Raw genomic sequence first — 25161 nt, forward strand, 5'->3', positions numbered from 1 at the left:
TTGATCTTAAATAGAATTCCAAACTTCCCACCCCCTAATACTATCTTGTAACACTTAGCACTCACGAACTTGTGTGATTCTGCTTCAATAAAAGACTAGTAAAATATTTTCGTGCATTTGCTGTTCCAATCAAAAGTGTTTCAAATACATTTCCTTTGGGATGTAAAAATTCAACAGTAGCCCCATTTAAATGTTCTTTAACCCCATTAATTCGGTAGCCTTTCTGAATAAAGTAATCAATTTTGTCTCTTTCATCTAGAAATTGCTGATAATCTGACATCCATTACCCCCCTTTTAATTTCATAAACTATTGGTTATATCCTATTTAGCTTAATATAAATCTACATTATTTGGAATTTCTTCCATAACTGTTTCATATGTGTTTTCTTCAATTACCCAATCCCGGCCAACGGAAATACCTAAATATTTCTCGTCGCTCGGATCCACGATTTCTGCCTGAGGATACTTTTGGAACCACCAGTATTTGGCGAGGACATAATACACCCCAGCACCAATGATAAAACCAACTAAAAACCCATAATTCGGAACAAAGTAAGATGCTACTGCCCCAATAATCCAGGCAATAAATCCAGCTAAATTTACTCCGCCCATATATTTAAATTGGCCATGGTTCTCGTATAATTCTGTTACATTTACACGTCTTTTCCGAAGAAGATAATAATCAGCAAACAATATACCGACTATTGCTGCTAGAATACCTCCGACAAAGAGAAGAACTTGAATAATAACATCAAACAACTGCCATGGCTGAACAATAATCCCGACAATTCCAGCAGTGATGACACCTGCCCAAAATGGGAATTTCGGACCGCCCACGTTTGAAAAAATGGTTGCTGCTGGCACAACATTTGCTGCTGTATTGGTCGACCACTGGGCTAGGACAATCATTAACAGTAATATAGCAAGGATAAAGCCGCTTGCTGCCTTTTGGAGTGCGACCACTGGATCAGCGTTTAATACGGCAATATAGGAAACCGCACCAATGACAATCATAAATGTTTGTGTAAGTGGCATTGCGACAAGGTTCCCCATTAAAGAAGCTCTATTTCGCTTAAACCAGTTCTTTTCATTTTTTGGTGCCTTGATGAAGCGTGAAATAGTGGGAATATCTGCACTTAATGTCGCCCAAAAACCCATATTACTAAAAATAACAACTAAAAAGGCTGAAAAAGCAGCTCCGCCGGTTACAGGGGACTCGACCCAACTCCAGACCTCTCTGCCTGCAGCTGTTGCCTGATCTGATAATGACACATACATCCATAGTGAAATGATCAGAATAATAGGTGCGGCTAAATCGGCAAATCGCTCAATCGATTTTATACCAAGTGCAGTATTAATCAGTTGAACCGCCGCAAAGATTAGGAAGCAAACAAACCAATTATCAAAGCCAAATAAAATATTTAAGATACCATTCATCGCCGTCGAGCCAAAGTAAGTATTTACGCCGAACCACATCGATGCCGTTATTCCTCGGGTAATAGAAGGGATATGGGTTCCGATTATTCCAAACGGTGCTCTCATATAAACTGGGAAGGACAAGCCATGTTCAATTCCGATATCTGAGATCAATGAAATGAAAAATCCAATCGCAAGACTTCCAATGACCGTTGCTAGAATGACCCATGGTAAAGATAAACTCTTAACCCCTGCTCCACCAATCGCAAAGGTGGCAAGAACGACCACCATTCCCACCCACATAAACGAGTAACCTAATTTGGTGATTGTTCTGTCCTTATGGTGAATCGGTAATAAATCTGGTGATTTTAAGTGGCTTTTTTTCATGTGAACACTCCTTGTTTTCGGTTTGATTTTCTAGAATACTAGACAATTTCAACAAACGGTCAACATACAATTAATAAGGCAATTGCCCAGCAAATCTGAGCAATTGCAAATAGGAGTAGTTCGATTAGTGTTTAAGTGAAGCTAAGATAATTAGCTAGATAGATAGTGTTTCATTTTGGTTTACTAGTGTATTTTTATTATATTTCTCCCTTTTTACATATTGGCCAGAACCTGGTTTTCCAACAAATTGCTTGTCGCGAATAACAAATTCCCCACGAGACAACACCGAAACAGGCTCGCCGGTTACCTTCATACCTTCAAACGCATTGTAGTCAACAGCCATATGATGTGTTTCGGCCGAAATCACACGTTCGATATTCGGATCAAAGATAACAAGGTCTGCATCTGCACCGATGGTGATTGTCCCTTTTTTCGGGAATAATCCAAAAAGCTTTGCGCTGCGGGTTGAGGTAATATCAACAAATTGATTCAGACTAATCCGTCCCTTCTTCACCCCCTCTGAGAATAAAACCGACAAACGATCTTCAATTATTGGACCGCCGTTCGGTATTTTAGTAAAATCATCTCTTCCTAAATCCTTTTGCCCTTTAAAATCAAAGGAACATTGGTCAGAACCAATCGTTTGCAATTGACCACTCTTCAAAGCATTCCAAAGAACATCCTGATTCCACTTCTCTCTTAATGGCGGTGACCAAACATATTTAGCCCCTTCAAAATTAGGCTTTTCTAAATAGCTTTGATCAAGGACTAAATATTGAGGACAGGTTTCTCCCCAGACATCAAAGCCCTTGCTTCGGGCTATCGCTATTTGTTCTACTGCATCTGCACAGGAGACATGGACTACATATAACTGTGAATTGGCAAGTCCCGTGAATTTTGCTGCACGGCCTGTAGCTTCGCCCTCTAATTCCTGTGGTCTCGTTAGTGCGTGATAAATCGGTGCCGTTTTCCCTTCATCAAGGGCTTTTTTCGTTAAGTAATCGATGACATCCCCATTTTCTGCATGGACCATGACCAAGGCTCCGTGTTCTTTTGCAGAGATAAGTGTCTTGAACAATGTTTCATCATCCGCTTGAAATACATTTTTGTAAGCCATAAATACCTTAAAAGAGGTAATTCCTTCTTCAGTAATAACTTGAGGGAGCTCACTGAGAACATTCTCGTTGATTTCTGAGATCATTAAGTGGAAACCATAATCAATAACAGCTTTTTCTCGTGATTTATCATGCCATGTCTGAATCGCATTTTTCAGCGGCTCCCCCTTATTGGTTAAGCAAAAATCAATAACCGTTGTCGTTCCGCCAAAGGCAGCAGCTATGGTCCCTGATTCGAAATCATCCTTTGTCACCGTTCCACCAAATGGCATATCGAGATGGGTGTGTGGATCGATCCCTCCTGGAAAAACAAAACAGCCCTTCGCATCGATTATTTCCGCGCCAATCGCTGATAGATTCGTACCAATTTGTATTATTTTACCATCTTCGATTAAAATTTCTGCTTGGTATGTGTCTGCAGCCGTGACAATGGTCCCGTTTTTGATAATTTTTTTCATCAATTGTTCCCTCCAAATCTTCTACTTGGTTAGATCTGCTTTACATTCTACAACTCCACTTAAGGCAGCCTGTCGTTCATTCCAAGTCATCGCCGGCAATTCTCTTGCTGCTTCGACCATATCAATCGCCCCATCTACAGGACATACGATCGAACATAAATTACAACCGACACAATCCTCTTCCCTCACTTTGAGGAAGTTCTTTCCATTTGAGTCCGTCAACATATCGATACATTGATGCGAGGTATCTTCGCAGGCAATATGGCACTTATTGCAATTGATACAGACATCGGAATTGATTTTTGCGACGATATTGTAATTTAAATCCAAGTTGCCCCAATCCGAGTATCTAGGCACGGATTTTCCGATGACTTCAGTCACAGAGGCAATTCCTTTACTATCTAGATAATTGCTGAGTCCTTCAATCATATCTTCAACGATTCGGAACCCATGGTGCATGGCGGCTGTACAAATTTGAACGCCTGTCGCTCCCATCAACATAAATTCAACGGCATCCCTCCAATTGGAAATGCCGCCAATCCCCGAAATTGGCACGTTAATATGCGGATGTCTAGCACATTCAGCGACCATATTTAAGGCAATCGGCTTAACTGCAGGTCCGCAATAGCCGCCGTGTGCTCCCTTCCCGGCCACATGTGGAATGGTATTCCAAGAATCTAGGTCGACGCCCATGAGACTATTAATCGTATTAATCATACTGATCGCATCCGCACCACCGTTGCAAGCAGCTTCAGCTGTTGCAGTAATATCAGTGATATTTGGCGTTAATTTTACAATAACAGGTGTCTTAGCAACTTCTTTCACCCAAAAAGTCTGACGCTCAACAAGTGCAGGGACCTGGCCCGAAGCCGAACCCATGCCGCGCTCTGCCATCCCGTGGGGACAGCCAAAATTCAACTCAAGTCCATCAACACCGACATCCTCCACACGTTTAACGATTTCATGCCACTTTTCCTGCTTTGGTTCAACCATTAACGAAGCAATGATCGCATGGTTAGGAAATCGCTTTTTGGTTTCATAGATTTCTTTTAAATTGACATCTAAAGGTCGGTCGGTGATTAGTTCAATATTATTGAAACCGGCCACCCTTTGTCCGTTAAAACTAATTGCAGCAAACCTTGATGATACATTCAAAATAGGATCGCCCAATGTTTTCCAGACTGCCCCACCCCAACCAGCTTCAAAGGCTCTCTGTACCTGATAGCCAGAGTTGGTAGGCGGTGCTGATGCCAGCCAGAACGGGTTAGGAGATTTAATCCCTGCAAGATTAATACGTAAATCAGCCATCAATTTTTCTCCCCTTTTTATCAAATAAGAAGTTATTTTGCCGTTCCGACAAAAGAATATTGTTTATGAATGGAATAGGCCACATCTTTTCCCTGTTGCGCAGCGGTTACGACCATGGCGTCCCCATTCCCTTTACCAAACACAACATCGCCGCATGCAAACACTTTGGGATTGGAGGTTTGGAGGGTTTCTTTATCTACCTTGACAACCCCGCCATCATGGCTAAGATCGAACCCTTCAATTAACTTAAGGTGTCTGGTTTGCCCGATTGCTTTTACCACAGCATCGACAGGAAGCACATATTCGGAACCCTCGATTGCTACAGGTCTGCGCCGTCCATCTTTTTCTGGGTCCCCAAGTTTCATTTTGATACACTCTATTCCGGTTACCTTCCCGGTTTCATCACCGATAATCCTTTTTGGTGCTGTTAACCAGCGGAATTCCACACCGTCTTGTTTGGCAAAATCATATTCAAATTCATAGGCCGTCATTTCTTCTTCCGTTCTTCGGTATAAGATTTTGACGTTTTCAGCTCCTAACCGAACGGAACAAGTCGCACCATCAATCGCGGTATTCCCAGCACCAATTACGACAACCCTTTTTCCAACAAACTCTTCGGATAACTGGCCACTTTTTGTTGCCTTGACAAATTCAATCGCATCAAATACACCCGCTAAGTTTTCGCCTTCAACACCTAGGTTTGGAACATGTGCCATACCTACTGCCAAGACTACATAATCAAAATTTTCAGTAATTTCTTCCGCTGAAATATCCTTCCCGACCATTGTGTTCGTTTTAATGGTTACATTCAATTTCTCAACCTGCTCTACTTCCCAGAAGGATATTCTTTGAGGTAAACGGAAAGAGACAATTCCATACGTATTTAAGCCGCCTGCTTTCTCGGCCCCCTCAAATATAGTAACCTCGTAACCTAATCTTGCCAGTTCCCTTGCCGCCGATAGTCCAGCCGGACCACCGCCGATGACAGCAACTGTTCGTCCATTCGATTGACCTGGTCGAAAAAGTACTTGTTCATTTGTCATTGCCCAATCCGTAGCATATCTTTGTAGATTGCCTATCATAATTGGCTTGGTTGAATGATTTAGGACGCAAGCTCCTTCACATAGTTCATCCGTTGGACAAACCCTAGAACAGCTTGCACCAACTGGATTTGAGGACATGATTGTTTTAGCAGAACCTAGTAAGTTTCCTGAGGCAATTTTTTTAATAAAGGTTGGAATATCAATACCTGTCGGGCAGGACTTTATACATGGAGCATCATAGCAATAGAGGCATCGATTGGATTCTTCAACAGCTTCTTGGTTTGTCAGTCCCTGCTCCACCTCTAGAAAGTTTTTTTCAAGATTGGATAAGGATATACGCTGCATTTTTTCATTCGCCAAAGAGAAGCCCTCCTTCTTATATGAATGGTTTATGGCCAATACATATGGAATAAATAAATCAATTAAGTGCTGATCTTAAAAATGTAAGCGCTTTAATAAACTGATATTACCAAAAAGAGATCAACTCCTTTAGTCAATTATCTACTTCGCAGAAAATTCTGCATCTTATTATAATTTTACAGACTGATTTTAGACATTTCACCTAACAATCTGTAAATTGATGCAAGCATTTAATTAATCATTATGTAAAAAGAAAGTAATTTACTATGAATGAAACCCTAGGGGAGTATTGTTGTTGGATGAAAATTGGAAATGATAAGGAATTTTGGATATAGTTATATCAGAGGGCAGATTTCTTGTACACTTTTCTGAATACTTTTTCAATTTAACACAATAATACCAAAAATATTGTAAAAAGAAATCGAATTGTCAATTAATCTTACAAGCTTTATTTGTTCATTTTCAAATGTCTAATCAGTAAAGTATTACTTACCTAACAATGCATCTTCCTTCAAAGTAAAACTGACTTATTATAAAATAATCGTAAAAAACTTCTCGACATTTTCTACGAATGTGGAGGAAATGTACCTCTTTAATAAAAAAGGTGTACCTTTTTTAGAAGGTACACCCTGCTATGTTTAACTTTGAAAATATTTAGACAACTCGATAACCATTGCTCCCATTCTCTCATTTTCAGGAACAAGGATCCGTTCTACCCCTTGCTCTTTTAATGCTGCTGCGGTTACTTTTCCCACGGCTGCAGCTACTGTTTTTTGTTTGAAGGAATCAATGATGTCTGTCAAGATTTCATGTTCTCTTGCATAGTCAAAAAGCGAGTGAACCTGGGTTGCTGTAGTAAAACATACCGCGTCACATTCACCGGACTGAAGTTCATTACATAACCTTGCCACCATCTCTTTTTCAGGTGCTATGTGCTGGTATGGAAGTACCTTCTGGACAATAGCACCGCGATCTTCGAGAAATTTTGTTAATACTGGTGCTGTTTCCCCGTGAAGTTGCAACATAACTCTTTTTCCAGAGAGATCTACGGTTTCGAGTGATTGAGCTAATCCCTTTGTTGTTCCATCCTCATCGACCACGATTGGTTTAATCTCATATTTCTTTAATGCAGATAGGGTTTTATAGCCTCTAGATCCTATCTGTGCTTCACGAAGGTTCTTTAAAAAGGACTCTTTTAATCCAAGCTTTGTTGCTAATTCCACGAGTGTCTCAAAACCAATCCCCGTTGTGAAAATCACCCAATCGGCACCTTTCTGTACAAATTCGCGTAAATCAGGTTCCACTTCCTTTTCTGCTAGAAATACAGTCCCTTGAAGGGTACGGATTAGAGGAACACCTCCTTGTTTTCCAATTATCGTACTTATTTCTTCTATTTTTCGCGAACCGCAAATGACGACTCGCTTTCCAGTTAAACCCTTTTCCATTGCACTAACCTCTCAAATCGTATTAATTTTTTTCTCTTGCAATTCTTTCAATCTCATGTGAAGGATAAATGTTCACACCACTTTTATCAGTCTGGGCGACGGCTGCCATTGCTGCTGCGACGTTCCTTGCTTCAATCGCTTTATAAGGCCGTAATGCGCCAACCATGAGTAAATTTAAAAAGGCACTTGCTTTTTCCGCAATTCTTTCCCCAAAACGAAACTCTGTCCGCTCTCCTAACAATAGTGATGGCCTGAAAATATGAACAGATGGTATAATTAACTTACGTAGAGCTTCCTCCACTTGTCCCTTCACTTGATTGTAGAAAATCAATGATTTAGAATTTGACCCCATCGCTGTTATTATGAGAAATTTCTCTACACCACTTTTTGATGATATTTTTGCTGCCTCGACCGTATATTCATAGTCTACTTTTCGAAAAGCTTCCTTGCTTTTTGCCTTTTTAATAGTAGTCCCTAAACAACAAAAAACATCTGTTACCTGAAATAATTTCGAGTATGTATCTAGCTTGTCAAAATCAACGACATGCACTTCACAGGAGGGATGATTGCTTTCAATTGGTCTCCGGACTAACATATGGATCTTTTCATAATTTTTTTGTTGAATGAGGATTTTTACTAATTCATTTCCTACTAGTCCGCTAGCACCTAGAACAAGTGCCGTTTTTTTGCTGTTTTTCATATTTAATCCCCTTTACGATCCAACCTTTTATCTCATTAAATCGGTATCATTAAGATTATTACACAATCCTCGTGAATAATGAAGAATATTAATCCTTAGTTGTATATTTTTGACTTTGTATCTTACCCTAAAAAGGAAGATATAAAATTCAATAAGGTAAATAAGGAAGATCACGATAAAGTTGTCAATATTTTAACTTATTTTTGTTCAATTATTTTTTCCTTGGACATACTGAGGAAGTGAAAATTTTTTTAAGGAGGAACAAGGATGCCTAACGATTTCCAATTTAGTAATTTTATTAATGATGTATCGCTGCAAACGAAAATGGAGAATGTGTGGAGTAATACTTGTGGTTCATGGGAGAATTGTAACCAAGAAACGATTCAATCTTTCCTAGCCCAGTGCCTCGATTATAATATTGACCCACAGTACTGCATGAGTTGGGTTGAACAGCATAAGGAAGAAATACCCAATTGGACTAATGTCTCGGAAACCTCGCTAGGCTGGGTAAACCAGCACACATCAACGGGTTCAGCCATATCGATTACAGAGCAGGATTTTAGTTGATTCTTAGGGAGGGAGTAAAACCCTCCCTTTTCATTTACGTACAGAGAAAATTTACGATCCCTTTGAAAATGGAAGTCTGTTTCATTTATCCAAAAATAAAAAAAGTGCTTCTGTGGTCATTTAAATCTATGAATCAAATCTACTAACCTTTCTAATCCATCTAGTAGTCTTGGTGAGGGGCGGCAGTACAGTTCTTCCTCAAGAATGAGAATCTGGTCATCACTTTTAAATCCTAGTTCTTCAAATCCAGTTCTCTTTTTAACAAGGCTTTTTTGAATCTTATCTTTCCTCACTCCTACCCAAGCAAGACAAATAAAATCGGGCTTGCGACTTATTACATCTTCCCACTCCGTTTGGACACTGGCCAATTCAATATCGTGAAAGATGTTCATTGCCCCAGCAGCCTCAGATATCTCCGTGAGCCAATTTATTTTTCCTGGTGTAAAAATCGGCTTCGGCCACCATTCCCAGTACAAACGTGGTCGGTAAATTTGATTAACACTCTGCTGTTTTACCTTTTCAAGCCTGGAACGAAATTGCCGAGCCGCCTCCACTCCCCGTTCTTGTTCGCCAATAACTCCAGCGGTTGAGATTAAATCGTTTTCAATATCGGTTAATGATTGTGGATTTAAAACAAGATGGGGGATATCTCGTTTCTTTAGAGCCTCAATATTTTTTTCCATCCCTGGAACACTTAAAGAAGCAAGGACCAAATCAGGCTGCAATTGTTCAACTAGATCCATGTTAATCGATAAATCAGGACCTAACTTTGGTAGATTTTTGATTGAGGCTGGCCAATCGGAAAAGTCATCAACTCCTACTAATAAGTGTGTTAAACCCAGATATTCCATGACTTCAGTATTACTAGGGCACAAGGAAATGACTCGCATGTTTTACCATCTCTCCTCTCGATATAGTTAAAGCAAAGGAATCATAAAACGCATGGATGGAAAATCATCCATGCGCTTTTGGGTATTTCTATTTCCTTTCCCCTTCTACGGCCTCAACCAACTGAAATAAAAAGCGATAAATGAGCTGGAACGCCTCACCTATGGATATTTCATCGTTAAAACCTTCCACATAGTTTAGGGCAAAATTCAAATTCCATAATCCATCTTCCAAGCTGAACATTAAGTCGAATTTTGCTTCATCCCCATGTAATTGGTTATTTAAATTTTCCTTTAACGCTTTTTCAAATTTCTTTTGCAGTTTTAATCCCAACATTACATCGTATGTCCCAAATACATCATCCGCTTCTAACGAAACAGCCTCGACACCAATTAAATTAAACCAATTGGACTCTAAGTAAATAAATTCATTTTTATGCATTTTTAAGTAATCGAGAGGCTGAGTCAAGAATGAAGACGATTCATTCTTTAGCATATTTTCTGTTTCTTTATCACAACGTTCAATGTAGGCGTCTGCAAAGCGCACACTAACATCCTTCTCCGAAAATTGGATATTATTACCCAGCTGATTTTTTTCTAGATACTCTTTTTCTTCTTTAAAAATGGTAATACTATTGCCGTTTGAGTTATTTTGCTGTTCAGATATGTACTGTTTGATTTGTTCTTTTAACATCAGGAATGTCCTCCTATGATTCACTTTTCTATTTTAATATTGAGTGTTTATGTGTAAAAAAGCAAATGTGATAATGTTATTTTGCCAAAAAAAGAGGTGACTATATAAAAGCCACCCCTCTAATTGCTATTTAATTTTCCGCTAATTTCGTTTTTACCTTATGAGAGGAAGATTTTTTTACTTCACCAGGATCTTCTGCTTGTTTTGCCCGTTTAATAAATAAGGCAAGGACCAATGCAAGACCGGCGATAAAGACGGTAACAAAGAATGCGTCATTAATTCCTTCTAACATTGCTTTCATTTGAATATCATGCTGCATTTTTAATTGCATCGCTTCCGTTATTTTTACTGACGGATTAGGTACAACTTTTTTCGCTGCTTCAATTAGTTCCGTTGCATGTGTTTTTGCACGGGTTGTCATCACCGTTACCAACAATGCTGTACCAATTGCACCGGATACCTGCGACATCGTATTGTTCATCGCCGTCCCGTGTGGATAAAAGCGTGCTGGTAACTGGTTTAAGCCATTTGTCGTTATAGGCATATTTACCATCGAAAAACCAAACATACGGATCGTGTATAAAATAATTAAATGTGTATAGGTGGTTTCAAGTGTTAATTTACTAAATAAATAACTTGTTATCACTGTAATAGATAAACCAATAATAGCTAAAGCACGACCACCAAACTTATCAAAAAGTTTACCTGTAATCGGCATCATAATGGCCATTAGAATTGCCCCTGGCAACAACAATAAACCCGCATCTATCGGGGAAATCCCGCGAACATTTTGGACATAAATTGGTAGAAGAAGCATCCCTGAAAACATCGCCATTGTAACTACCATGGATATAGCAGAAGATAATGCAAACATTGGATATTTATAAATCCGGAAGTTAAGAAGTGGCCGTTCTTTTCTTAATTGACGCAAAATAAATGTTACCAATGAAATGAGCCCAACTGCAAGCGTCCCATAAACTTGCGGACTGTCCCATCCATCTTTACCAGCTGAACTGAATCCATAAAGGATTCCGCCGAAACCTACGCTTGATAACACCACAGATAAGAAATCAAGACGAATATCAACCTTACCTTTTTTATCTTTAAGTAAGAAAAAGCCAAGCAATACGACGAGAATCGCGATTGGTGTAACAAAATGGAAGAGCATTCTCCAGTCATAATGTTCAATAATCCAACCCGATAAAGTCGGTCCAATTGCCGGAGCAAACATTAATACTAACCCGAAAACCCCCATTGCTAATCCACGTTTTTCAACTGGAAAACTGGTTAACATTACATTCATTAACAAGGGCATCATAATCGCTGACCCAGAAGCCTGAATCATCCGACCAGATAATAATAGTGGAAAGGCATGAGCAAAGCCAGCTAATACAGTTCCTAACGTAAATAAAAGCATGGCTGCTAAGAATAATTGCCGTACAGAAAATTTTTGAATTAAAAATGCTGATAATGGAATCAGAATTCCATTTACTAACATAAAACCGGTTATCAACCATTGACCAGTTGACGGGTCAATTTTTAAGTCAGTCATGATTGAAGGTAGTGCTATATTTAATAATGTATTATTTAAGAATGCAATAAAAGCTCCGATTATCAGTATGGCAATAACGCCATACGGTGGGCCAGCAGTCTTTTTTATGGTTTGATCCATTGAATTTCCCCCTATAATATATGTTCATTTTTTTATACACCTGTTTCACACTTACATAATAATATACGCAGAGTTCAATTTTTGCAATTAAAAAAACCTGCAAAATTATGGGTTTGTAATCATGCTTTAAATAATGTACTATACTTTTATACTAATAGTACAAATGGAAATAAAGGTGATTTTATGAATGACCGAAAGCAGCATGTAGTAAATATGGCTCATCAATTATTCATCGAAAAAGGATTCCAAGCGACATCTATTCAAGATATTTTAGACTATAGCGGGATTTCTAAAGGAACGTTTTATAATTATTTTTCATCTAAAAGCGAATTATTAATCGCGATTTATAAAACAATTTATAAGAGGCTCGAAAAGGATCGAAACGATTTATTAATCGGTCAAAACCCTTCTAGTATTGAGATTTTTATTAAGCAAGTGGAAATGCAAATGATTACTAATCGGAAAAATAAATTAATTACCCTATACGAGGAAGTATTGTCCTCTAATGATGCTGACCTTAAACAATTTGTCCAACGGAGTCGTTTAAATTCACTTCGTTGGTATTACAATCGGTTTATCGACATCTTCGGCGAACAGAAAAAACCATTCCTATTAGATTGTGCAATTATGTTTCAAGGGATATTACAATATAATGTTCAATACAATAGAATGGCCCATGAATCTGGAGAAAAAGTAAGCAGTGTTGTCCGCTACAGCGTCGCGCGATTGGTTAAAATAGTTGATGAGGTTTCTGAATCAGGGGATCAATTAATAGAACCAAATACTTTAGAAAAATGGGTCCCTGGCTGCCAAAAAAACAATCACGAGATAATCACCCAGTTGATGAAAATAGCGGTAACGTTAAAGGCATCGATAACGAAAAGCATTCAGGATGTAGAAGAACAAAACAAATACAATGAACTTCTGGATTTTATTCAAGAAGAAATCATCCATACAAAATCACCAAGAAAGTTTCTTATTCAAAGTGCCCTATTATCATTAAAGCAAAACCCCGAATCACTTTGGAAAAAAGAACTAGGACAGCTTAATGAATTGATCGAGGCTTTTTATAGTGTGACAGAGTCGGAAGACACAAACCCCTAATCCAAGGATTAGGGGTTTGTTTTGAGTATGTAAGGCTTTTATTATTTGAAAAGCGTTGCTGAATTTCCCAAATAAAGTAATTCCTTGAATATTGTTTTACCACCACGATTGCATCTTCGCCATGTTTTGTAAATATTAACCCTGTACCCATTTGTTCTTGAAACTTCCACCCTTTTAATTTCATATATTTTTTTACAACATTATAACTGCTATCTTGACTACTTACGGATAAGTATCTGCTTCGTTTATCTGTTTTTGAGAACAGCTCAAATTCTGAATCGGATAAGTGAAGCTTCATTGCAGAAATAATTAATGGTATTGGATTTCCCTCCTGAAAAAGCGCAGAACCAAATCTGCTGACAACTAGACCAAATCCTATGACCAAAACAATCACTAGGATAACGGCCATTTTTCTAATCCCCTCCACCCGTTCGCCTCCTTAATTATCTGCTACTATTTAATTTGACGACGGATGGGTATTTTTGGTTTCAGATAGAAATATTTCATTTTCATTAAAATTTTTTTAAGATGTCGGTAATGAACTTATTAATTTGTATTTCGAGTTAGTTTAAGAAAGGGATAGCTGCAATAATAGGGGTATCATAATAGACATGATCAATGCGGAGGTAATCATCGCTATGCTCCCCATGACCCCTTCTATTTCTCCCCATTCAAATGCACGGTTGGCACCAATTGCCTGGGCTGAGGTTCCTAACGCTAATCCCTTAGCAATTCTGCTTCTAATCCGAGTAATATTTAAAAGAAATGGCCCAACCATTAAAGAAAAAACCGCAGAAATACAAACAAACAAAATCGTTAGTGACGGTATCCCCCCTAATAACTGGGATACTGATAAGGCAATGGGAGCAGTGACCGATTTTGGAATAAGCGACAACATAATTTCCTTATTCATGTGCAAATACTTCGTCAACAAGACAATTGAAATTACACCAGTTAATGTGCCTGGCATAACCGCCCAGAAAATAATTACGAAATTTTTTCTAATAATTCTTACATGTCTATATAAGGGAACAGCGAGGGACACAGTGGCAGTTCCTAATAAAAGTGAAAATATACCTGTTCCTGAAGAATATTGGGCCACTTGTATATGAGAAAGCGTCAATAAACCAATGATGAACACTGTTACAGTATATAACGGATTTAACCATGACTTGTTATAAGTTTTAAACACCTTATTTCCTACTGCATAACTCATAACAGTAATGCTGGTACATAACAATATATTAGAAATCATTGTTCCCATTTTGTTTACTCCTTTTTCTTTTAGTTTCTAAATACTCAGCAATAAAAGCTGTAACAAGTAGGACAACCAGGCTGCTTGCTGCTAGGATGATTGCTAATTTTATTCCTTCTACTCTAAAAATCCCTGCAAAATGCCAAACACCAACGATAAATGGAATAAAAAGAAGAGTTATATGTTTGATATGCAGCTGGGCGGCTGCTTCGACCCATTTGAGCTTACAAACACCTGACATTAATGCAATGAATAAGAGCGCCATACCAATAATACTTCCAGGGACAGGAAGATCAAGCCAAGTAACGAGTCTTGTTCCAATCAAATATATAACTAAGATTGTGAGAAACTGAGCAATAGCACGAACCATTCGGCTCCAACCCCCTGCTTTAAGATTAATGCCCCATTATTTTTTTACAAATGGGGTCACAATTTATTACTCTAAGGTCAGTATTGCATACCTTTTTGTGTTTTTCTGTAAATGTGGAATGGTATCTAACATAGATTTTTTAAATTTGATTTAATACATGGTAGAATTCCTTACCTTTATTTCGAGTTACCTTCATAAAGCAAAAAAAGCCGTTTCCTATTAGTAGGACCGGCTAAAACTGAATATTTAATACCTATTTAAGAAAGGATTTAGGCATGACAACAGCGACGACCTCTCCACGAGCACAGAGAATATCATTCGCATAAACTTCTGTCTCAACCTTAAACTTTTTAGGGTGTATTTCATGTACAGTTCCGATTGCTTTTAATGGTATACCATGTGGAGTGGGCTTGAGAAAGTTCACATTTAAGGAGGCCGTTACGAATCTTGGGGTCTCCTCTCCATCACCAGCTTCATGTCCATTTTTTCGATGAAGCGCCAATGCAGCAGACCCTGTTCCATGACAATCTATTAACGAGGCAACAATGCCGCCATAAACAAAACCTGGAAGTGCTAGATGCTCTGCTTCTGGTGTGAATTTAGTTACTGTTTGTTCACCCTGCCAGCCAGTTCGAAAATGATGCCCCCCTTCGTTCAATCGACCACAGCCATAACACCAGGCGAAATCATCCGGATAATCATCCTGAATTGCTTTTAAAACTTTATCTTCCATTAATTTCTCCCCCTTCACCGAAAACGCTTTCATAGACATGATAACATTGTTAAAATTCCCTGGTCAATCAATTGACAAAATATTAGAAAATCCAAACATTTCACAAAAGTTAGAAAAGAAAAACCCTTGTGCTACAAGGGTTTTCTTTTGTATTTTTCGGAAATAATCACATTTAGACTCTATTTGGAGCAAAAAAACCGAATTTGACTACTAATTCCAAACTTCCCTGCAATTACCCTATACCTTGCTTCTGGCTTAATTGATCCAAAAAGATAGTCACGAATCTACTACACCGATCCATATCCTTCATTTGGAGGCTAACCTCGATTTTTAGGGTGGCAATTAAATTTGTGTGTACGTAAAGCATATCCTTAAATTCATCAACAGCTCCACAAAACTTCGGGTAACCACTATCCCCTGTGCCGATTACACCTGTCAGTACCTTTTTCACGTCCTGAGTTTCGAATGCACGATATAGCTCCATCATTTCTTGAGGAATTTCGCCATTTCCCCAAGTATAGGTTCCGATCACAATAGCCGCAAACTGGGATAAATCCCTAACTCGAAATTGCTCGATCCGAAAGAGAGAAACCATTACATTCTTCTTTAAAAATAAATGAAAAATTCGTTGAGCTAATTCTTCAGTATTTCCTGTTTTGGAAGAATATACGATGGCAATTTTCATAATTCATCGAAACCGTTTGATTGTGTTACCTTTGCATAGCTTCTTGACTTCTGTTCAAAAAAATCGGATTTTGTTCCATTCATCATTTCATCACTGAAAACATGGATCCAAGGCATAGGGTTTACCCTTTCTTTATATAAGTTCTGTAAACCTAGCTGTCGAAGCCGCTTATTTGCAAGATATTCGGTGTATCTTTCGTACTCGCTCAATTCAATACCATCTATATCCTTCAAAATCATATGTGCCCACTCTTTTTCAAGTTGGACAGCTTGTCCAACCACTTTATACACATAATCAATGTTAGCCTCTGTATGTAAATCCGGATTTTCTGTTAAAAGAATTCGCAGAAACTGTGCCATAAAATAAGCATGCTGCATTTCATCCCGTTGTATATAGCTAATCATTGTACTAGTTTTAAGCATCTTTTGCTGGCGGGCAAGATGATAGAAAAAAGCAAAGCCAGCATAAAAATAAATACCCTCTAGATTAATAGAATTCACACCTAGTTGAAATAAATTTTGTGGTGTAGGATTCTCACGGAAACTTTCATATGCATCTAATATCAGTTGGTTTCTTTTTTGAACGATTGGATCATTTTTGGCTTGATTGAACCAATCCTTTTGTTCATTTAAAGGTACAAGAGAACTTAATATATAGGAATACGATTCATTATGCACCGCTTCCTGCTGGGCGATGACAGCAAATATTGCTTTAAAGCTAGAATCTGTCACATAATCCATTACTTGACACATTGTTGGTGTTTGCAGGCTGTCTAAAGAAGCAAGTTGTGTATTTATTCGTAAAAAGACATCTTTCTCCGTTGAACTGAGAAAGTCCCACTGTTTTATATCATCTTGCATATTAATCTCTTGAGCTTTCCAAAAGTTTGACAATAAAGTCTGATATAAATCGTATATCTGTGGATAAGCAATATCATTCCAGTTGAGCAAGCCTGATGATTTTCCATTAATAATACCAGTTGATTTATTGGGAAACTCGGGGTTTAACAGTTTAATTCTTGATAGCGGTAAATGAATACCCATAAAATAATCTTCTCCAATCTATTCTAAAAGATGTTAGCTATGGCAAGCATCACATTCGTCAATTTCTGTTTGAGATGTGCTTCTAACATAGTACGTTGTCTTTAGTCCCTGCTTCCAAGCTTCCATATGCAGGTTGAGCAAGTCCTTTGCTTTTATATCGTGCCTAACGTATAAATTAAAGCTAATGCCCTGATCAATATGGCGCCCACGTGCCGCATTCTGTTTAATACTCCACACTTGATCTAATTCATGTCTTGATCGGCGATAATAGTCATATGTGATATGGTTTAAATCCGGTGCAGTAACTTTAAATTTAAAATTCTTCTTTTCCTCTGCAAATTCAACAGAATAGATTGGATCGATTCCGTCAGTGGAACCTCCAATTTTCGCTGTGGATGAATTGGGAGCGATAGCCATTAACCAGCCGTTCCGAATGCCATGATTAACGACATCCCTTTTTAGTGCGATCCATCTCTTCGATTGGTAATTTTTCCGTTCAAAATAACTTCCTGAATGCCATTCTGAATCCTTAAATAGACTATAAGACCCTTTCTCCTTTGCTAGTTCCATTGATGAACGGATCGTATAAAATGCAATGTCCTCATACAGATGATCTGCATAATTTACCGCTGCTTCAGACTCCCAGTAAATCCCTTTAAGAGCTAGTAGGTGGTGCCATCCAAATGTACCAAGACCCACGGCTCTGTACTTTTTATTTGTAAGTTGAGCCTGTCCAACAGTGATTGTATTTAAATCAATCACGTTATCGAGCATTCTTACTTGGATCCTAATTAAACGCTCTAAAACATCTGCGGGTACTGCCTTCGCCAGATTAATAGACGATAAATTACATACAACGAAATCACCCGGTTTACGAACAATGACGAGATTGCCCTCTTCATTTTGGTATTCGTTAACTATGGTCGTTGCGGACATATTTTGAGCAATTTCTGTACATAAATTACTGCAGTAAATAGAAGTTCGGCCTTTACCCAATACATGCTTATTCGGATTTTGCCTGTTTACTTCATCACGATAGAACATGTATGGTGTTCCTGTTTCTAATTGAGCAACCATGATTCGTGTCATAATATCCATGGCACGATATGTTTTACGAGGAAGAAGCGGGTTACCTGCGGCCTCTTCATATTTCTCGGTAAAGAATTTAACATCCGTTTCATCATAAAAATCTTCAAGTCCGAGAAGGTTCCCTTTTTCATCCTTCCAGCCCATAAATTGTTTTACTTGATGGGGACAAAATGTATGCCACTGCCCAATACTTCTTCCATCCTCATCTTTCTCTTCTAATTTTTTCATAAATAGGTCTGGTATGGTGACACCCGTAAAAATGTCATGGGCCTTACGGCGTTCATCCCCATTATTGGTTTTTAAATCGAGAAAACCGTTCATGATATCTTTATGAAATAAATCTAGGTAAACCGCAATGGCACCTTGACGTTGACCTAACTGATCAACACTGACAGCTGTATTATTTAACAATTTAATCCATGGCACAATTCCGGAAGAGTTTCCTTTGAATTTCTTAATATCGGAACCAAGGGCACGAACTTTACCATAATAAATCCCTATACCTCCGCCATCCTTGCTTAGCCGAGCAATATCCCAATTATTTAAATAGATGCTATCAAGGGAATCATCTACTGTATCAATAAAGCAGGAGGAAAGCTGACCAAAGCTTTTGCCTGCATTCGCTAAAGTGGGGGTAGCAACCGTCATATATAAATTACTAAGTGCCCAATACGCTTCCTTTATAAGTTGTAAGCGGATGGACTCCTTTTCATCCTTCATAATCGTCATGGCAATAATCATGAACCGCTCCTGCGGGAGTTCATATACATTTCTATTATGATCTTGAGCCAGATAGCGATCCGCCAGTAAAAATAACCCTATGTAATTAAATAATAAATCTTTATCTGGAATTATCTCTTTTGCTAGTTGTTCGATTTCATCTTTACTATATAAGCTAAGTAAATTATGAGAATATATCCCCGTATCAGTCAATTCTTTTATTAATCTATAAAAATCTCCATATTTTAAAGAACGATTATAGCCTCGATTTTTTGCTGACTTTCCATATAATTCATTTAGATATAAACGGGCAGCGACAAATGTCCAATTTGGTTGGTCTATTGCAATTTGATTCACAGCATATAATAAAGCTTGGTGATTAGCTTCCCCCTCTGTTTCATCCAGTTTACTAATTTGCTCTTTAAGCTCCGTAGTATCTATCTGATATTTTTCTGAAACTTGATTAATAGATTCTAATACGTAATTAAGTTCTGTTTGAATCTCCTTAGTTATCAATACATTTCCCCCTATAATAAAAAAATCCGCTCAACGGTAATTGAGCGGATGAAACGATACACTACAAAAGGAATAAAAAAATCCAATGCCTCCTGTCGCCACCGTTCATCTTCTCAATCCCCGAAGAAGTTGAAACATCTTAAGAAAGACAGGTCTCCTGACTCATGCTTCTTCCTACTTTGAACCCTTCCCATATAAGTACCTAATAGATTAGACATTTCTTATAAAGTGGTTTGCTCATTTCGTCAGCATTTACAGTTGCGGGGGCAGTTCTGGATTTACACCAGATTCCCTATTAAGCCACAATGGCATCGTCTCTTAAGGCTAACACAATATATAGTTTGATTATTATTTATTGAAACAATATATAGTGAATCAATTAATTTAAATAATAGTATAGTCACCAAAATAATTCAAGTCTATTATTAAATAAAAATGAAACCTATCTGGCCTGACACCTTTTTTTAAAACACCAAGGATGTCACTGAACCCTTTGTATTCTATTTTGAATGCCATAAGTGAACGGTTTTGGCTGGGCTTTACTGAAGTTAACTAATGCATCAAGGTCAACGGGTCCGACTTCTTTGTTTTTAGCTTGAGTAAATACAGTAAATCCATCTCCGCCACCAGAAAGAAAAATATTCGCTGTCACAGAATAGGATTTATTAGGATCCATTTCCGTGCCATCTGGAAGCTTGGTGCTCACTACCCTTTGCCCTGCTGGTTTATTTGGATCCCAAGTATAGCTTATGCCAGAAATCTGCAACATGTTCGTTTTTGTTGCTCCCCACTGCTGGTTGAGCAATTCTCGGATTTGCTGTCCTGTCATCGACATTTTGACAAGGTCATTATTAAAGGGCTGTACCGTGTAAATTTCTCCCCAAGTGATATCGCCAGGATCAATATCGGCTCGAATGCCGCCAGGATTCATAAAGGCAAATTCGGTATTCAACGCTTTCCTTTGTGCATCCGCAATGAAATCACCCAGCACTGACTCACCATTTTCATTTTGCTTGGCCGTCAGACTTTCAGATGAAGAGCCAACAACTTGATTAACTATCGGTTCTATTTTTGCTTCATATCCTTCTATCATTTTCTTTATTTCGGGATCGGGCTCGATTCCTTCTTGAAAGGTAGTTACAATCTCAGCTCTTTTTGAGACAATATCCTTTGTTTTAGGATCTATCTCAAGATCAACATCAGAGAAGGCAGTTCCATAGGAATAGGATTGAACAACTAGTTTATTGTCAATCGTTGTGTTCATATAGGCATGATTATGGCCGCCGAAAATGATATCCACTTCATCGTCGACCCGGTTTGCGATATCGACAAGCTGCCCTGCTGGATTTTCTCCATTTGGACCTGAAGTGCCTGGGTTATGGGCTAAAACGACAATCGCTTTTACCCCTTGTTTTTTCAATTCCGCTACATTCTGATTAATTGCTTCTACTTCATCCGTGAATTTTAATCCTGCCACACCGCTAGGGACAACAAGCGTTGGAGTCTCAGTAGTTACCACACCGATAAAACCAATGGGCATCCCATTTACTTCGATCACTTTATAAGGAGGCAGAATCGTTTTTCCTGTTTTCTCATTGACCACATTAGCAACAATCCATGGGAAGTTTGAACCTGCAAAATTGCCTGTTTTCGGATGTGTTCCCCCTTTTATGAGGCGCATCAGTTCCGTTAAGCCTTCATCAAATTCATGATTACCAACAGTACCGATGTCAAAACCCAGTTTGTTCAAGATCTCGATTGTTGGTTCATCCTGTAAAAGGGCCGAAATTGGAGGGCTGGCCCCAACCATGTCTCCATCTTCAACCAATAGCGTATTTTTATTTTCTGCTTCACGCTGTTTTAAATAGGCTGCTAAATAATCGACCCGACCGGCCGGTTTCCCGTTTACTTTCCGAGTCACATTTAATTGGCCATGCAAGTCATTAATCCCTAATAGTTGGACCTGAATGAAACGATTATTTGCGGCCGGTGGCTTTCCCTTTTTGGGATTGACCGTTTCTGGACGGTTGGATTTATGTCCATGATATTCTTCAGATAACCCTTGATCTTTTCCTATAGTTGGTTTCTGTCTGCTAACCTCTACAACTTGAGGCTTAGTAACAGTTTGAAATTGATTATCCATATCCCTTAAGGCACGAGCTGAAGCACTTTGATATCCCGTTATCGCCACCAGTGCTAGGATCGATAAGGAAAGAAACGTTTTTTGAAACAATTTCATACTATTCCTCCTACAATTTTCTAAAAGAACCAAAGGTATTTTTCTCCTTGTAGGTTAGGAATATGCAGAAAAGGCACCAAAGAAGTTTGGTGCCTGACACTCATTATTGTTTGACTATCAGACTTTGGTAGGTTGATGATGTCCTTACTTCGATGGTTAAGGTTCCCTTTTTATAGATGGATTTAATGATAAATGGGGCACCGGTGGTATTCTGAAATTGAAAGTCCGGTCCACCATAAGATACGGTTGCATCTCTGCCAGCAGGTACATACCCAACCGACAAGGAATGGTGATGTTTTTCAATATAACTAACACCTACCTGATCCACTGCATTGAACAGGGTTGATGACGTCTGGCAAATTCCTCCGCCGATACCGTCGACTAATTGCTTATTTACAATTTCCTTCGCCTTTTGATATCCGTGGGCAGCATCACTTGGACCTACAGTGGTATTAAATGAGAAAATATCTCCCGCTCCGACAATGATATTATTAATGGCCTGTGCCGACAGCTGAATATTCTTTGAACGGCCTACAACTCCGCTATTAAATCTCGTTGTAAAGCTTGCCACGACAACTTCCCCTAACTCGTCAACATCCTCAGGCCTATAACCGCTCTCGGTCACATATAAAGGTAGTTCAATATCTCCACCCGTTGCCGATGCTGTTATGACCTTTTCAACTAACTCTGATTCCTCTAAGATAATTCTTGGTTTGCCTTTAATGATTTGACCATTGGGGCCAATCTTATCAAGAATCATTCGTTGGTCATATCCTTTGGTACTTTCCGTCCCTCTTGCTAAATCCTTTGCCCAGTTTTCAAGTTCCTTTTTATAGGTTTCATTATTGGTTCCAAAACCCATTTCTACCGGTAAAAAGGTTTCCAAAATAGCATTTGTATTCGGATCAATGACATTTACCGTAATTGGTTTTGGTTTTTCTTCATTCTGTGGTTCTGGTGGTGTTTTATTGGGCTTTTGTTGTCCTGATTCAGATACTTTTTCTTCAACTTTCTTTACTGTATTCGTTTTTTCTGTACATCCGGCAATAAGTATTAAGCTACAGATTAATAAAATTGATACTAGCCACGAACTCTTTGTCATTTCCCCCAACCTCTTATCCTATATTTTCATGCAGTAAATGCTGACCTCCAACGAAGTCGATTCATTCTTGGATTTTATTCCCGTTTGCATGTCAATATGACTTTTAAGTATTGATTAATATGCAAAAAGCCCCTTAGGTTAGGTGTAAGGAGCTTGATCAGTGAAGATATATGATTTTTTTGATCTGTAAATTATCTTACGCTGCTTTTCATCATTGGTTGAACCACTTTTTGTTCCGAATATGTGAGTTCATTTTTCTTATAGGCGTGCCAATATGCGAGTGCGATAAAGACAGATCCGCCAACCGCATTGCCTAGAAAGACAGGGATAAAATTTTCAATATATCCTAGCCAAGTAAAATGGCCGCCAAATATCGCTGCAGGAATCACAAACATATTCGCTACAACGTGTTGGAATCCGATTGCGACAAATGCCATCGTTGGAAACCAAATACCCGCAATTTTTCCGACCATATCGTTTGCTCCATAACAAAGCCACACTGCCGCTGCCACCAGCCAATTACAGCCAATCCCCGAAACGAATGCTTGGAGAAAGGTTGCTCCTAATTTATGGTCAGCAATACTAATCGTTCTTTCCAAGAAGGGGCCTGATTCTGTAAGTCCAACCAGATGTCCAAAAAAGTATGCTACAAAAATGGCCCCGATAAAGTTACTAACCGTAACAAGAAACCAGTTATAGAAAACCTGTCTAGTGCTAATCTTGTTCGCCATTCGAGCTAGAGGCACAGCCATCATATTTCCTGTTAATAGCTCACCACCTGCAAGCAAGGTGAGGATAAGGCCGATTGGGAAGACAGACGCACCAATCAAACTGCTTAACCCCTCTAAATTTCCTGTTAAAGTTGCTGTGACACGGATGAAAAGTAAATAACCTAAAGCAATGAAGGCACCTGCTTCAAAACCTAATATCAGGGTCTGTAAAGGAGGGTATTTTGATTTTTTCACTCCATTTTCAACTGTAATTTCCATGATTGTTTCGGGTTTACTATATCCCATATAATATACTCCTTTAATAAAACCATTTAGTATGTGAAACATTTAACATACTTCTATTTTATAACAAATTCTTCTAAAATCCTGTGAATATTTCTTTAACTATTTTATAGCGCTTACATTTACCTTTGGAATCTTGCTTTTATATTCAAAATATCTTACTTCCCTTACTTAATAGAGGTATACTGATTCCAAGGTGATATGGTAAAGAGTATAGAAACACTACAGAAGTTACGAACGGAGACGAATGGTCTAACAGATCAGTATGTTAGTCGGTATCCCAAACCCGACCCATTTTGCTACATTTTTTAAAAAATCCAGCCATACTCCATCAGAGTATCGCCAAATGATCGAAAGGAATAAAGAATGGAGGTTATAAAATGGAAAAGAAAATTTATTGGAGTTTGTTTATATATGGTCCATGGAAAATGTATCTCGCAGCAACGGTAGATGGACTTTGTTATGTTGGGTCCAATCATAAGGACTTCGAAGAACTGGTGACTTGGGTTCAAAAAAAACTCCCGAATCACCTTTTGGAGCGTGATGATAGAAAATTACAACCTTTTGTAGACGAATTCACCGAATATTTTCAAGAAAAGCTCACGTCTTTTACCTTTCCAATCGATTTTCACGGGACTCCCTTTCAACAATCTGTTTGGAACGTATTAAATGAAATTCCCTATGGATGCACACATACTTACTCAGAAATCGCGGAACTCCTGCAGAAACCTAAATCAGTACGTGCCGTTGCCGCTGCAATTGGGGCAAACCCGATATTAATTACCGTTCCTTGTCATCGTGTGGTTGGTAAGAACGGGAAGTTAACTGGTTTTCGCGGAGGTTTAGATATGAAGGAAAAACTGTTAGATTTGGAAAAAGAACCCTCCACTTTGAAAGGTGTAATCACACATGCTAAATAAACCAAAAAGGCAGGGAGAAAGTCTCTGCCTTCAGTCTGTCGAGAAACTTTCGACAGCCTCTTATTTTCTACAATACTTTAACTATTCACCGCGTTAATTTATTATAATATTATTAATATATTGGCTTTGCAACATGTCTGTTGATTTGCGCTCCAGGCACTTCGCTTTCCGCGGGCGTGCCGGGGAACCTCCTCGGCGCTGAAGCGGAGGGCACTGAAAAACTTACGTTTTTATTTTTTATGGTTGAACAAAAGACAAAAAAAGCAACTTTCTTCCGAAATAGAAGATAAAGTTGCTTGTTCCCCTTGGCTATTCTTATT

Annotated in this window: 23 protein-coding genes and 1 riboswitch; of the genes, 3 read left to right on the top strand and 20 right to left on the bottom strand. The window is 38.5% G+C overall.

From position 1 onward, the window contains the following. Window positions 1–61: 61 nt before the first annotated feature. The 7 genes from J7E66_RS23815 to J7E66_RS23845 form a co-directional block, all read right to left on the bottom strand. On the bottom strand, window positions 62–280 hold the full coding sequence (locus J7E66_RS23815) for a hypothetical protein (RefSeq protein ID WP_215004405.1): 219 nt from the start codon (window positions 278–280) through the stop codon (window positions 62–64). Window positions 281–330: 50 nt separating this feature from the next. After that, window positions 331–1803, bottom strand: a complete 1473-nt coding sequence (locus J7E66_RS23820) for an NCS1 family transporter (RefSeq protein WP_215004407.1) — start codon at window positions 1801–1803, stop codon at window positions 331–333. A 154-nt stretch (window positions 1804–1957) separates the two neighbouring features. After that, window positions 1958–3376 carry a dihydropyrimidinase gene (gene hydA, locus J7E66_RS23825; RefSeq protein ID WP_215004409.1) on the bottom strand — a complete coding sequence of 473 codons (1419 nt, stop codon included), beginning with the start codon at window positions 3374–3376 and terminating at the stop codon, window positions 1958–1960. A 21-nt stretch (window positions 3377–3397) separates the two neighbouring features. Beyond that, entirely contained in the window at window positions 3398–4684 is a 1287-nt protein-coding gene (preA, locus tag J7E66_RS23830) for an NAD-dependent dihydropyrimidine dehydrogenase subunit PreA (protein ID WP_215004411.1), read from the bottom strand. Window positions 4685–4716: 32 nt separating this feature from the next. After that, window positions 4717–6072, bottom strand: a complete 1356-nt coding sequence (locus tag J7E66_RS23835) for an NAD(P)-dependent oxidoreductase (RefSeq protein WP_215004453.1) — start codon at window positions 6070–6072, stop codon at window positions 4717–4719. Window positions 6073–6725: 653 nt separating this feature from the next. Then, window positions 6726–7532 carry a uroporphyrinogen-III synthase gene (locus J7E66_RS23840; RefSeq protein WP_215004413.1) on the bottom strand — a complete coding sequence of 269 codons (807 nt, stop codon included), beginning with the start codon at window positions 7530–7532 and terminating at the stop codon, window positions 6726–6728. A 22-nt stretch (window positions 7533–7554) separates the two neighbouring features. Next, window positions 7555–8232: an NAD-dependent epimerase/dehydratase family protein gene (locus J7E66_RS23845; RefSeq protein WP_215004415.1), complete on the bottom strand. Its 678-nt coding sequence runs from the start codon at window positions 8230–8232 to the stop codon at window positions 7555–7557. A 267-nt stretch (window positions 8233–8499) separates the two neighbouring features. Here J7E66_RS23845 and J7E66_RS23850 point away from each other — a divergent pair, with 267 nt between their 5' ends. Continuing rightward, window positions 8500–8799: a hypothetical protein gene (locus tag J7E66_RS23850; protein ID WP_215004417.1), complete on the top strand. Its 300-nt coding sequence runs from the start codon at window positions 8500–8502 to the stop codon at window positions 8797–8799. Between the two features lie 116 nt (window positions 8800–8915). On the opposite strand, the gene J7E66_RS23855 is transcribed toward J7E66_RS23850, so the two are convergent. The 3 genes from J7E66_RS23855 to J7E66_RS23865 form a co-directional block, all read right to left on the bottom strand. After that, window positions 8916–9689, bottom strand: a complete 774-nt coding sequence (locus tag J7E66_RS23855; RefSeq protein ID WP_215004419.1) for a cobalamin-binding protein — start codon at window positions 9687–9689, stop codon at window positions 8916–8918. A gap of 88 nt (window positions 9690–9777) precedes the next feature. Then, entirely contained in the window at window positions 9778–10380 is a 603-nt protein-coding gene (locus J7E66_RS23860) for a branched-chain amino acid aminotransferase (RefSeq protein ID WP_215004421.1), read from the bottom strand. A gap of 130 nt (window positions 10381–10510) precedes the next feature. After that, on the bottom strand, window positions 10511–12052 hold the full coding sequence (locus tag J7E66_RS23865) for a DHA2 family efflux MFS transporter permease subunit (protein WP_215004423.1): 1542 nt from the start codon (window positions 12050–12052) through the stop codon (window positions 10511–10513). A gap of 183 nt (window positions 12053–12235) precedes the next feature. Between J7E66_RS23865 and J7E66_RS23870 the strand changes: the two genes are divergently transcribed. Next, a complete protein-coding gene (locus J7E66_RS23870; protein ID WP_215004425.1) occupies window positions 12236–13156 on the top strand; it encodes a TetR/AcrR family transcriptional regulator in 921 nt (306 codons plus the stop codon). On the opposite strand, the gene J7E66_RS23875 is transcribed toward J7E66_RS23870, so the two are convergent. The 10 genes from J7E66_RS23875 to J7E66_RS23920 form a co-directional block, all read right to left on the bottom strand. Further along, a complete protein-coding gene (locus J7E66_RS23875; protein WP_215004427.1) occupies window positions 13098–13583 on the bottom strand; it encodes a hypothetical protein in 486 nt (161 codons plus the stop codon). The genes J7E66_RS23870 and J7E66_RS23875 overlap by 59 nt on opposite strands. Window positions 13584–13724: 141 nt before the next feature. Beyond that, window positions 13725–14420 carry an LrgB family protein gene (locus tag J7E66_RS23880; protein WP_215004429.1) on the bottom strand — a complete coding sequence of 232 codons (696 nt, stop codon included), beginning with the start codon at window positions 14418–14420 and terminating at the stop codon, window positions 13725–13727. Continuing rightward, window positions 14401–14781: a CidA/LrgA family protein gene (locus tag J7E66_RS23885; RefSeq protein ID WP_215004431.1), complete on the bottom strand. Its 381-nt coding sequence runs from the start codon at window positions 14779–14781 to the stop codon at window positions 14401–14403. The genes J7E66_RS23880 and J7E66_RS23885 overlap by 20 nt, the downstream gene beginning before the upstream one ends. Window positions 14782–15034: 253 nt before the next feature. After that, window positions 15035–15514, bottom strand: a complete 480-nt coding sequence (locus J7E66_RS23890; RefSeq protein ID WP_215004433.1) for a PaaI family thioesterase — start codon at window positions 15512–15514, stop codon at window positions 15035–15037. Window positions 15515–15746: 232 nt separating this feature from the next. Continuing rightward, window positions 15747–16199: a flavodoxin domain-containing protein gene (locus J7E66_RS23895; RefSeq protein ID WP_215004435.1), complete on the bottom strand. Its 453-nt coding sequence runs from the start codon at window positions 16197–16199 to the stop codon at window positions 15747–15749. Further along, a complete protein-coding gene (locus tag J7E66_RS23900) occupies window positions 16196–17242 on the bottom strand; it encodes a ribonucleotide-diphosphate reductase subunit beta (RefSeq protein ID WP_215004437.1) in 1047 nt (348 codons plus the stop codon). Before J7E66_RS23900 ends, J7E66_RS23895 begins: the two co-directional genes overlap by 4 nt. A 33-nt stretch (window positions 17243–17275) precedes the next feature. Continuing rightward, on the bottom strand, window positions 17276–19552 hold the full coding sequence (locus J7E66_RS23905) for a ribonucleoside-diphosphate reductase subunit alpha (RefSeq protein WP_374103883.1): 2277 nt from the start codon (window positions 19550–19552) through the stop codon (window positions 17276–17278). Window positions 19553–19697: 145 nt separating this feature from the next. Further along, window positions 19698–19899, bottom strand: a riboswitch (cobalamin riboswitch). A 149-nt stretch (window positions 19900–20048) separates the two neighbouring features. Further along, window positions 20049–21806 (bottom strand): bifunctional metallophosphatase/5'-nucleotidase, encoded by a 1758-nt coding sequence (locus J7E66_RS23910; protein WP_251033110.1) that lies wholly within the window; start codon window positions 21804–21806, stop codon window positions 20049–20051. Between the two features lie 103 nt (window positions 21807–21909). Continuing rightward, window positions 21910–22908, bottom strand: coding sequence for a VanW family protein (locus J7E66_RS23915; protein WP_215004439.1), 999 nt, complete (start codon window positions 22906–22908; stop codon window positions 21910–21912). Between the two features lie 191 nt (window positions 22909–23099). Next, window positions 23100–23924, bottom strand: a complete 825-nt coding sequence (locus J7E66_RS23920) for a formate/nitrite transporter family protein (RefSeq protein WP_215004441.1) — start codon at window positions 23922–23924, stop codon at window positions 23100–23102. Between the two features lie 377 nt (window positions 23925–24301). On the opposite strand from J7E66_RS23920, the gene J7E66_RS23925 reads away from it, so the two are divergent. After that, the gene (locus J7E66_RS23925) at window positions 24302–24841 is read left to right on the top strand and encodes a methylated-DNA--[protein]-cysteine S-methyltransferase (RefSeq protein WP_215004443.1); all 540 of its coding nucleotides are present in this window, start codon (window positions 24302–24304) and stop codon (window positions 24839–24841) included. Window positions 24842–25161: the final 320 nt, after the last annotated feature.

The sequence above is a fragment of the Bacillus sp. ISL-7 genome (assembly GCF_018613065.1).

Coding starts and splice junctions, on each gene's coding strand:
- J7E66_RS23815 (WP_215004405.1), bottom strand. CDS start 280: ATGTCAGATTATCAGCAATTTCTAGATGAAAGAGACAAAATTGATTAC.
- J7E66_RS23820 (WP_215004407.1), bottom strand. CDS start 1,803: ATGAAAAAAAGCCACTTAAAATCACCAGATTTATTACCGATTCACCAT.
- hydA (WP_215004409.1), bottom strand. CDS start 3,376: ATGAAAAAAATTATCAAAAACGGGACCATTGTCACGGCTGCAGACACA.
- preA (WP_215004411.1), bottom strand. CDS start 4,684: ATGGCTGATTTACGTATTAATCTTGCAGGGATTAAATCTCCTAACCCG.
- J7E66_RS23835 (WP_215004453.1), bottom strand. CDS start 6,072: ATGCAGCGTATATCCTTATCCAATCTTGAAAAAAACTTTCTAGAGGTG.
- J7E66_RS23840 (WP_215004413.1), bottom strand. CDS start 7,532: ATGGAAAAGGGTTTAACTGGAAAGCGAGTCGTCATTTGCGGTTCGCGA.
- J7E66_RS23845 (WP_215004415.1), bottom strand. CDS start 8,232: ATGAAAAACAGCAAAAAAACGGCACTTGTTCTAGGTGCTAGCGGACTA.
- J7E66_RS23850 (WP_215004417.1), top strand. CDS start 8,500: ATGCCTAACGATTTCCAATTTAGTAATTTTATTAATGATGTATCGCTG.
- J7E66_RS23855 (WP_215004419.1), bottom strand. CDS start 9,689: ATGCGAGTCATTTCCTTGTGCCCTAGTAATACTGAAGTCATGGAATAT.
- J7E66_RS23860 (WP_215004421.1), bottom strand. CDS start 10,380: ATGTTAAAAGAACAAATCAAACAGTACATATCTGAACAGCAAAATAAC.
- J7E66_RS23865 (WP_215004423.1), bottom strand. CDS start 12,052: ATGGATCAAACCATAAAAAAGACTGCTGGCCCACCGTATGGCGTTATT.
- J7E66_RS23870 (WP_215004425.1), top strand. CDS start 12,236: ATGAATGACCGAAAGCAGCATGTAGTAAATATGGCTCATCAATTATTC.
- J7E66_RS23880 (WP_215004429.1), bottom strand. CDS start 14,420: ATGGGAACAATGATTTCTAATATATTGTTATGTACCAGCATTACTGTT.
- J7E66_RS23885 (WP_215004431.1), bottom strand. CDS start 14,781: ATGGTTCGTGCTATTGCTCAGTTTCTCACAATCTTAGTTATATATTTG.
- J7E66_RS23890 (WP_215004433.1), bottom strand. CDS start 15,514: ATGGAAGATAAAGTTTTAAAAGCAATTCAGGATGATTATCCGGATGAT.
- J7E66_RS23895 (WP_215004435.1), bottom strand. CDS start 16,199: ATGAAAATTGCCATCGTATATTCTTCCAAAACAGGAAATACTGAAGAA.
- J7E66_RS23900 (WP_215004437.1), bottom strand. CDS start 17,242: ATGGGTATTCATTTACCGCTATCAAGAATTAAACTGTTAAACCCCGAG.
- J7E66_RS23910 (WP_251033110.1), bottom strand. CDS start 21,806: ATGAAATTGTTTCAAAAAACGTTTCTTTCCTTATCGATCCTAGCACTG.
- J7E66_RS23915 (WP_215004439.1), bottom strand. CDS start 22,908: ATGACAAAGAGTTCGTGGCTAGTATCAATTTTATTAATCTGTAGCTTA.
- J7E66_RS23920 (WP_215004441.1), bottom strand. CDS start 23,924: ATGGGATATAGTAAACCCGAAACAATCATGGAAATTACAGTTGAAAAT.
- J7E66_RS23925 (WP_215004443.1), top strand. CDS start 24,302: ATGGAAAAGAAAATTTATTGGAGTTTGTTTATATATGGTCCATGGAAA.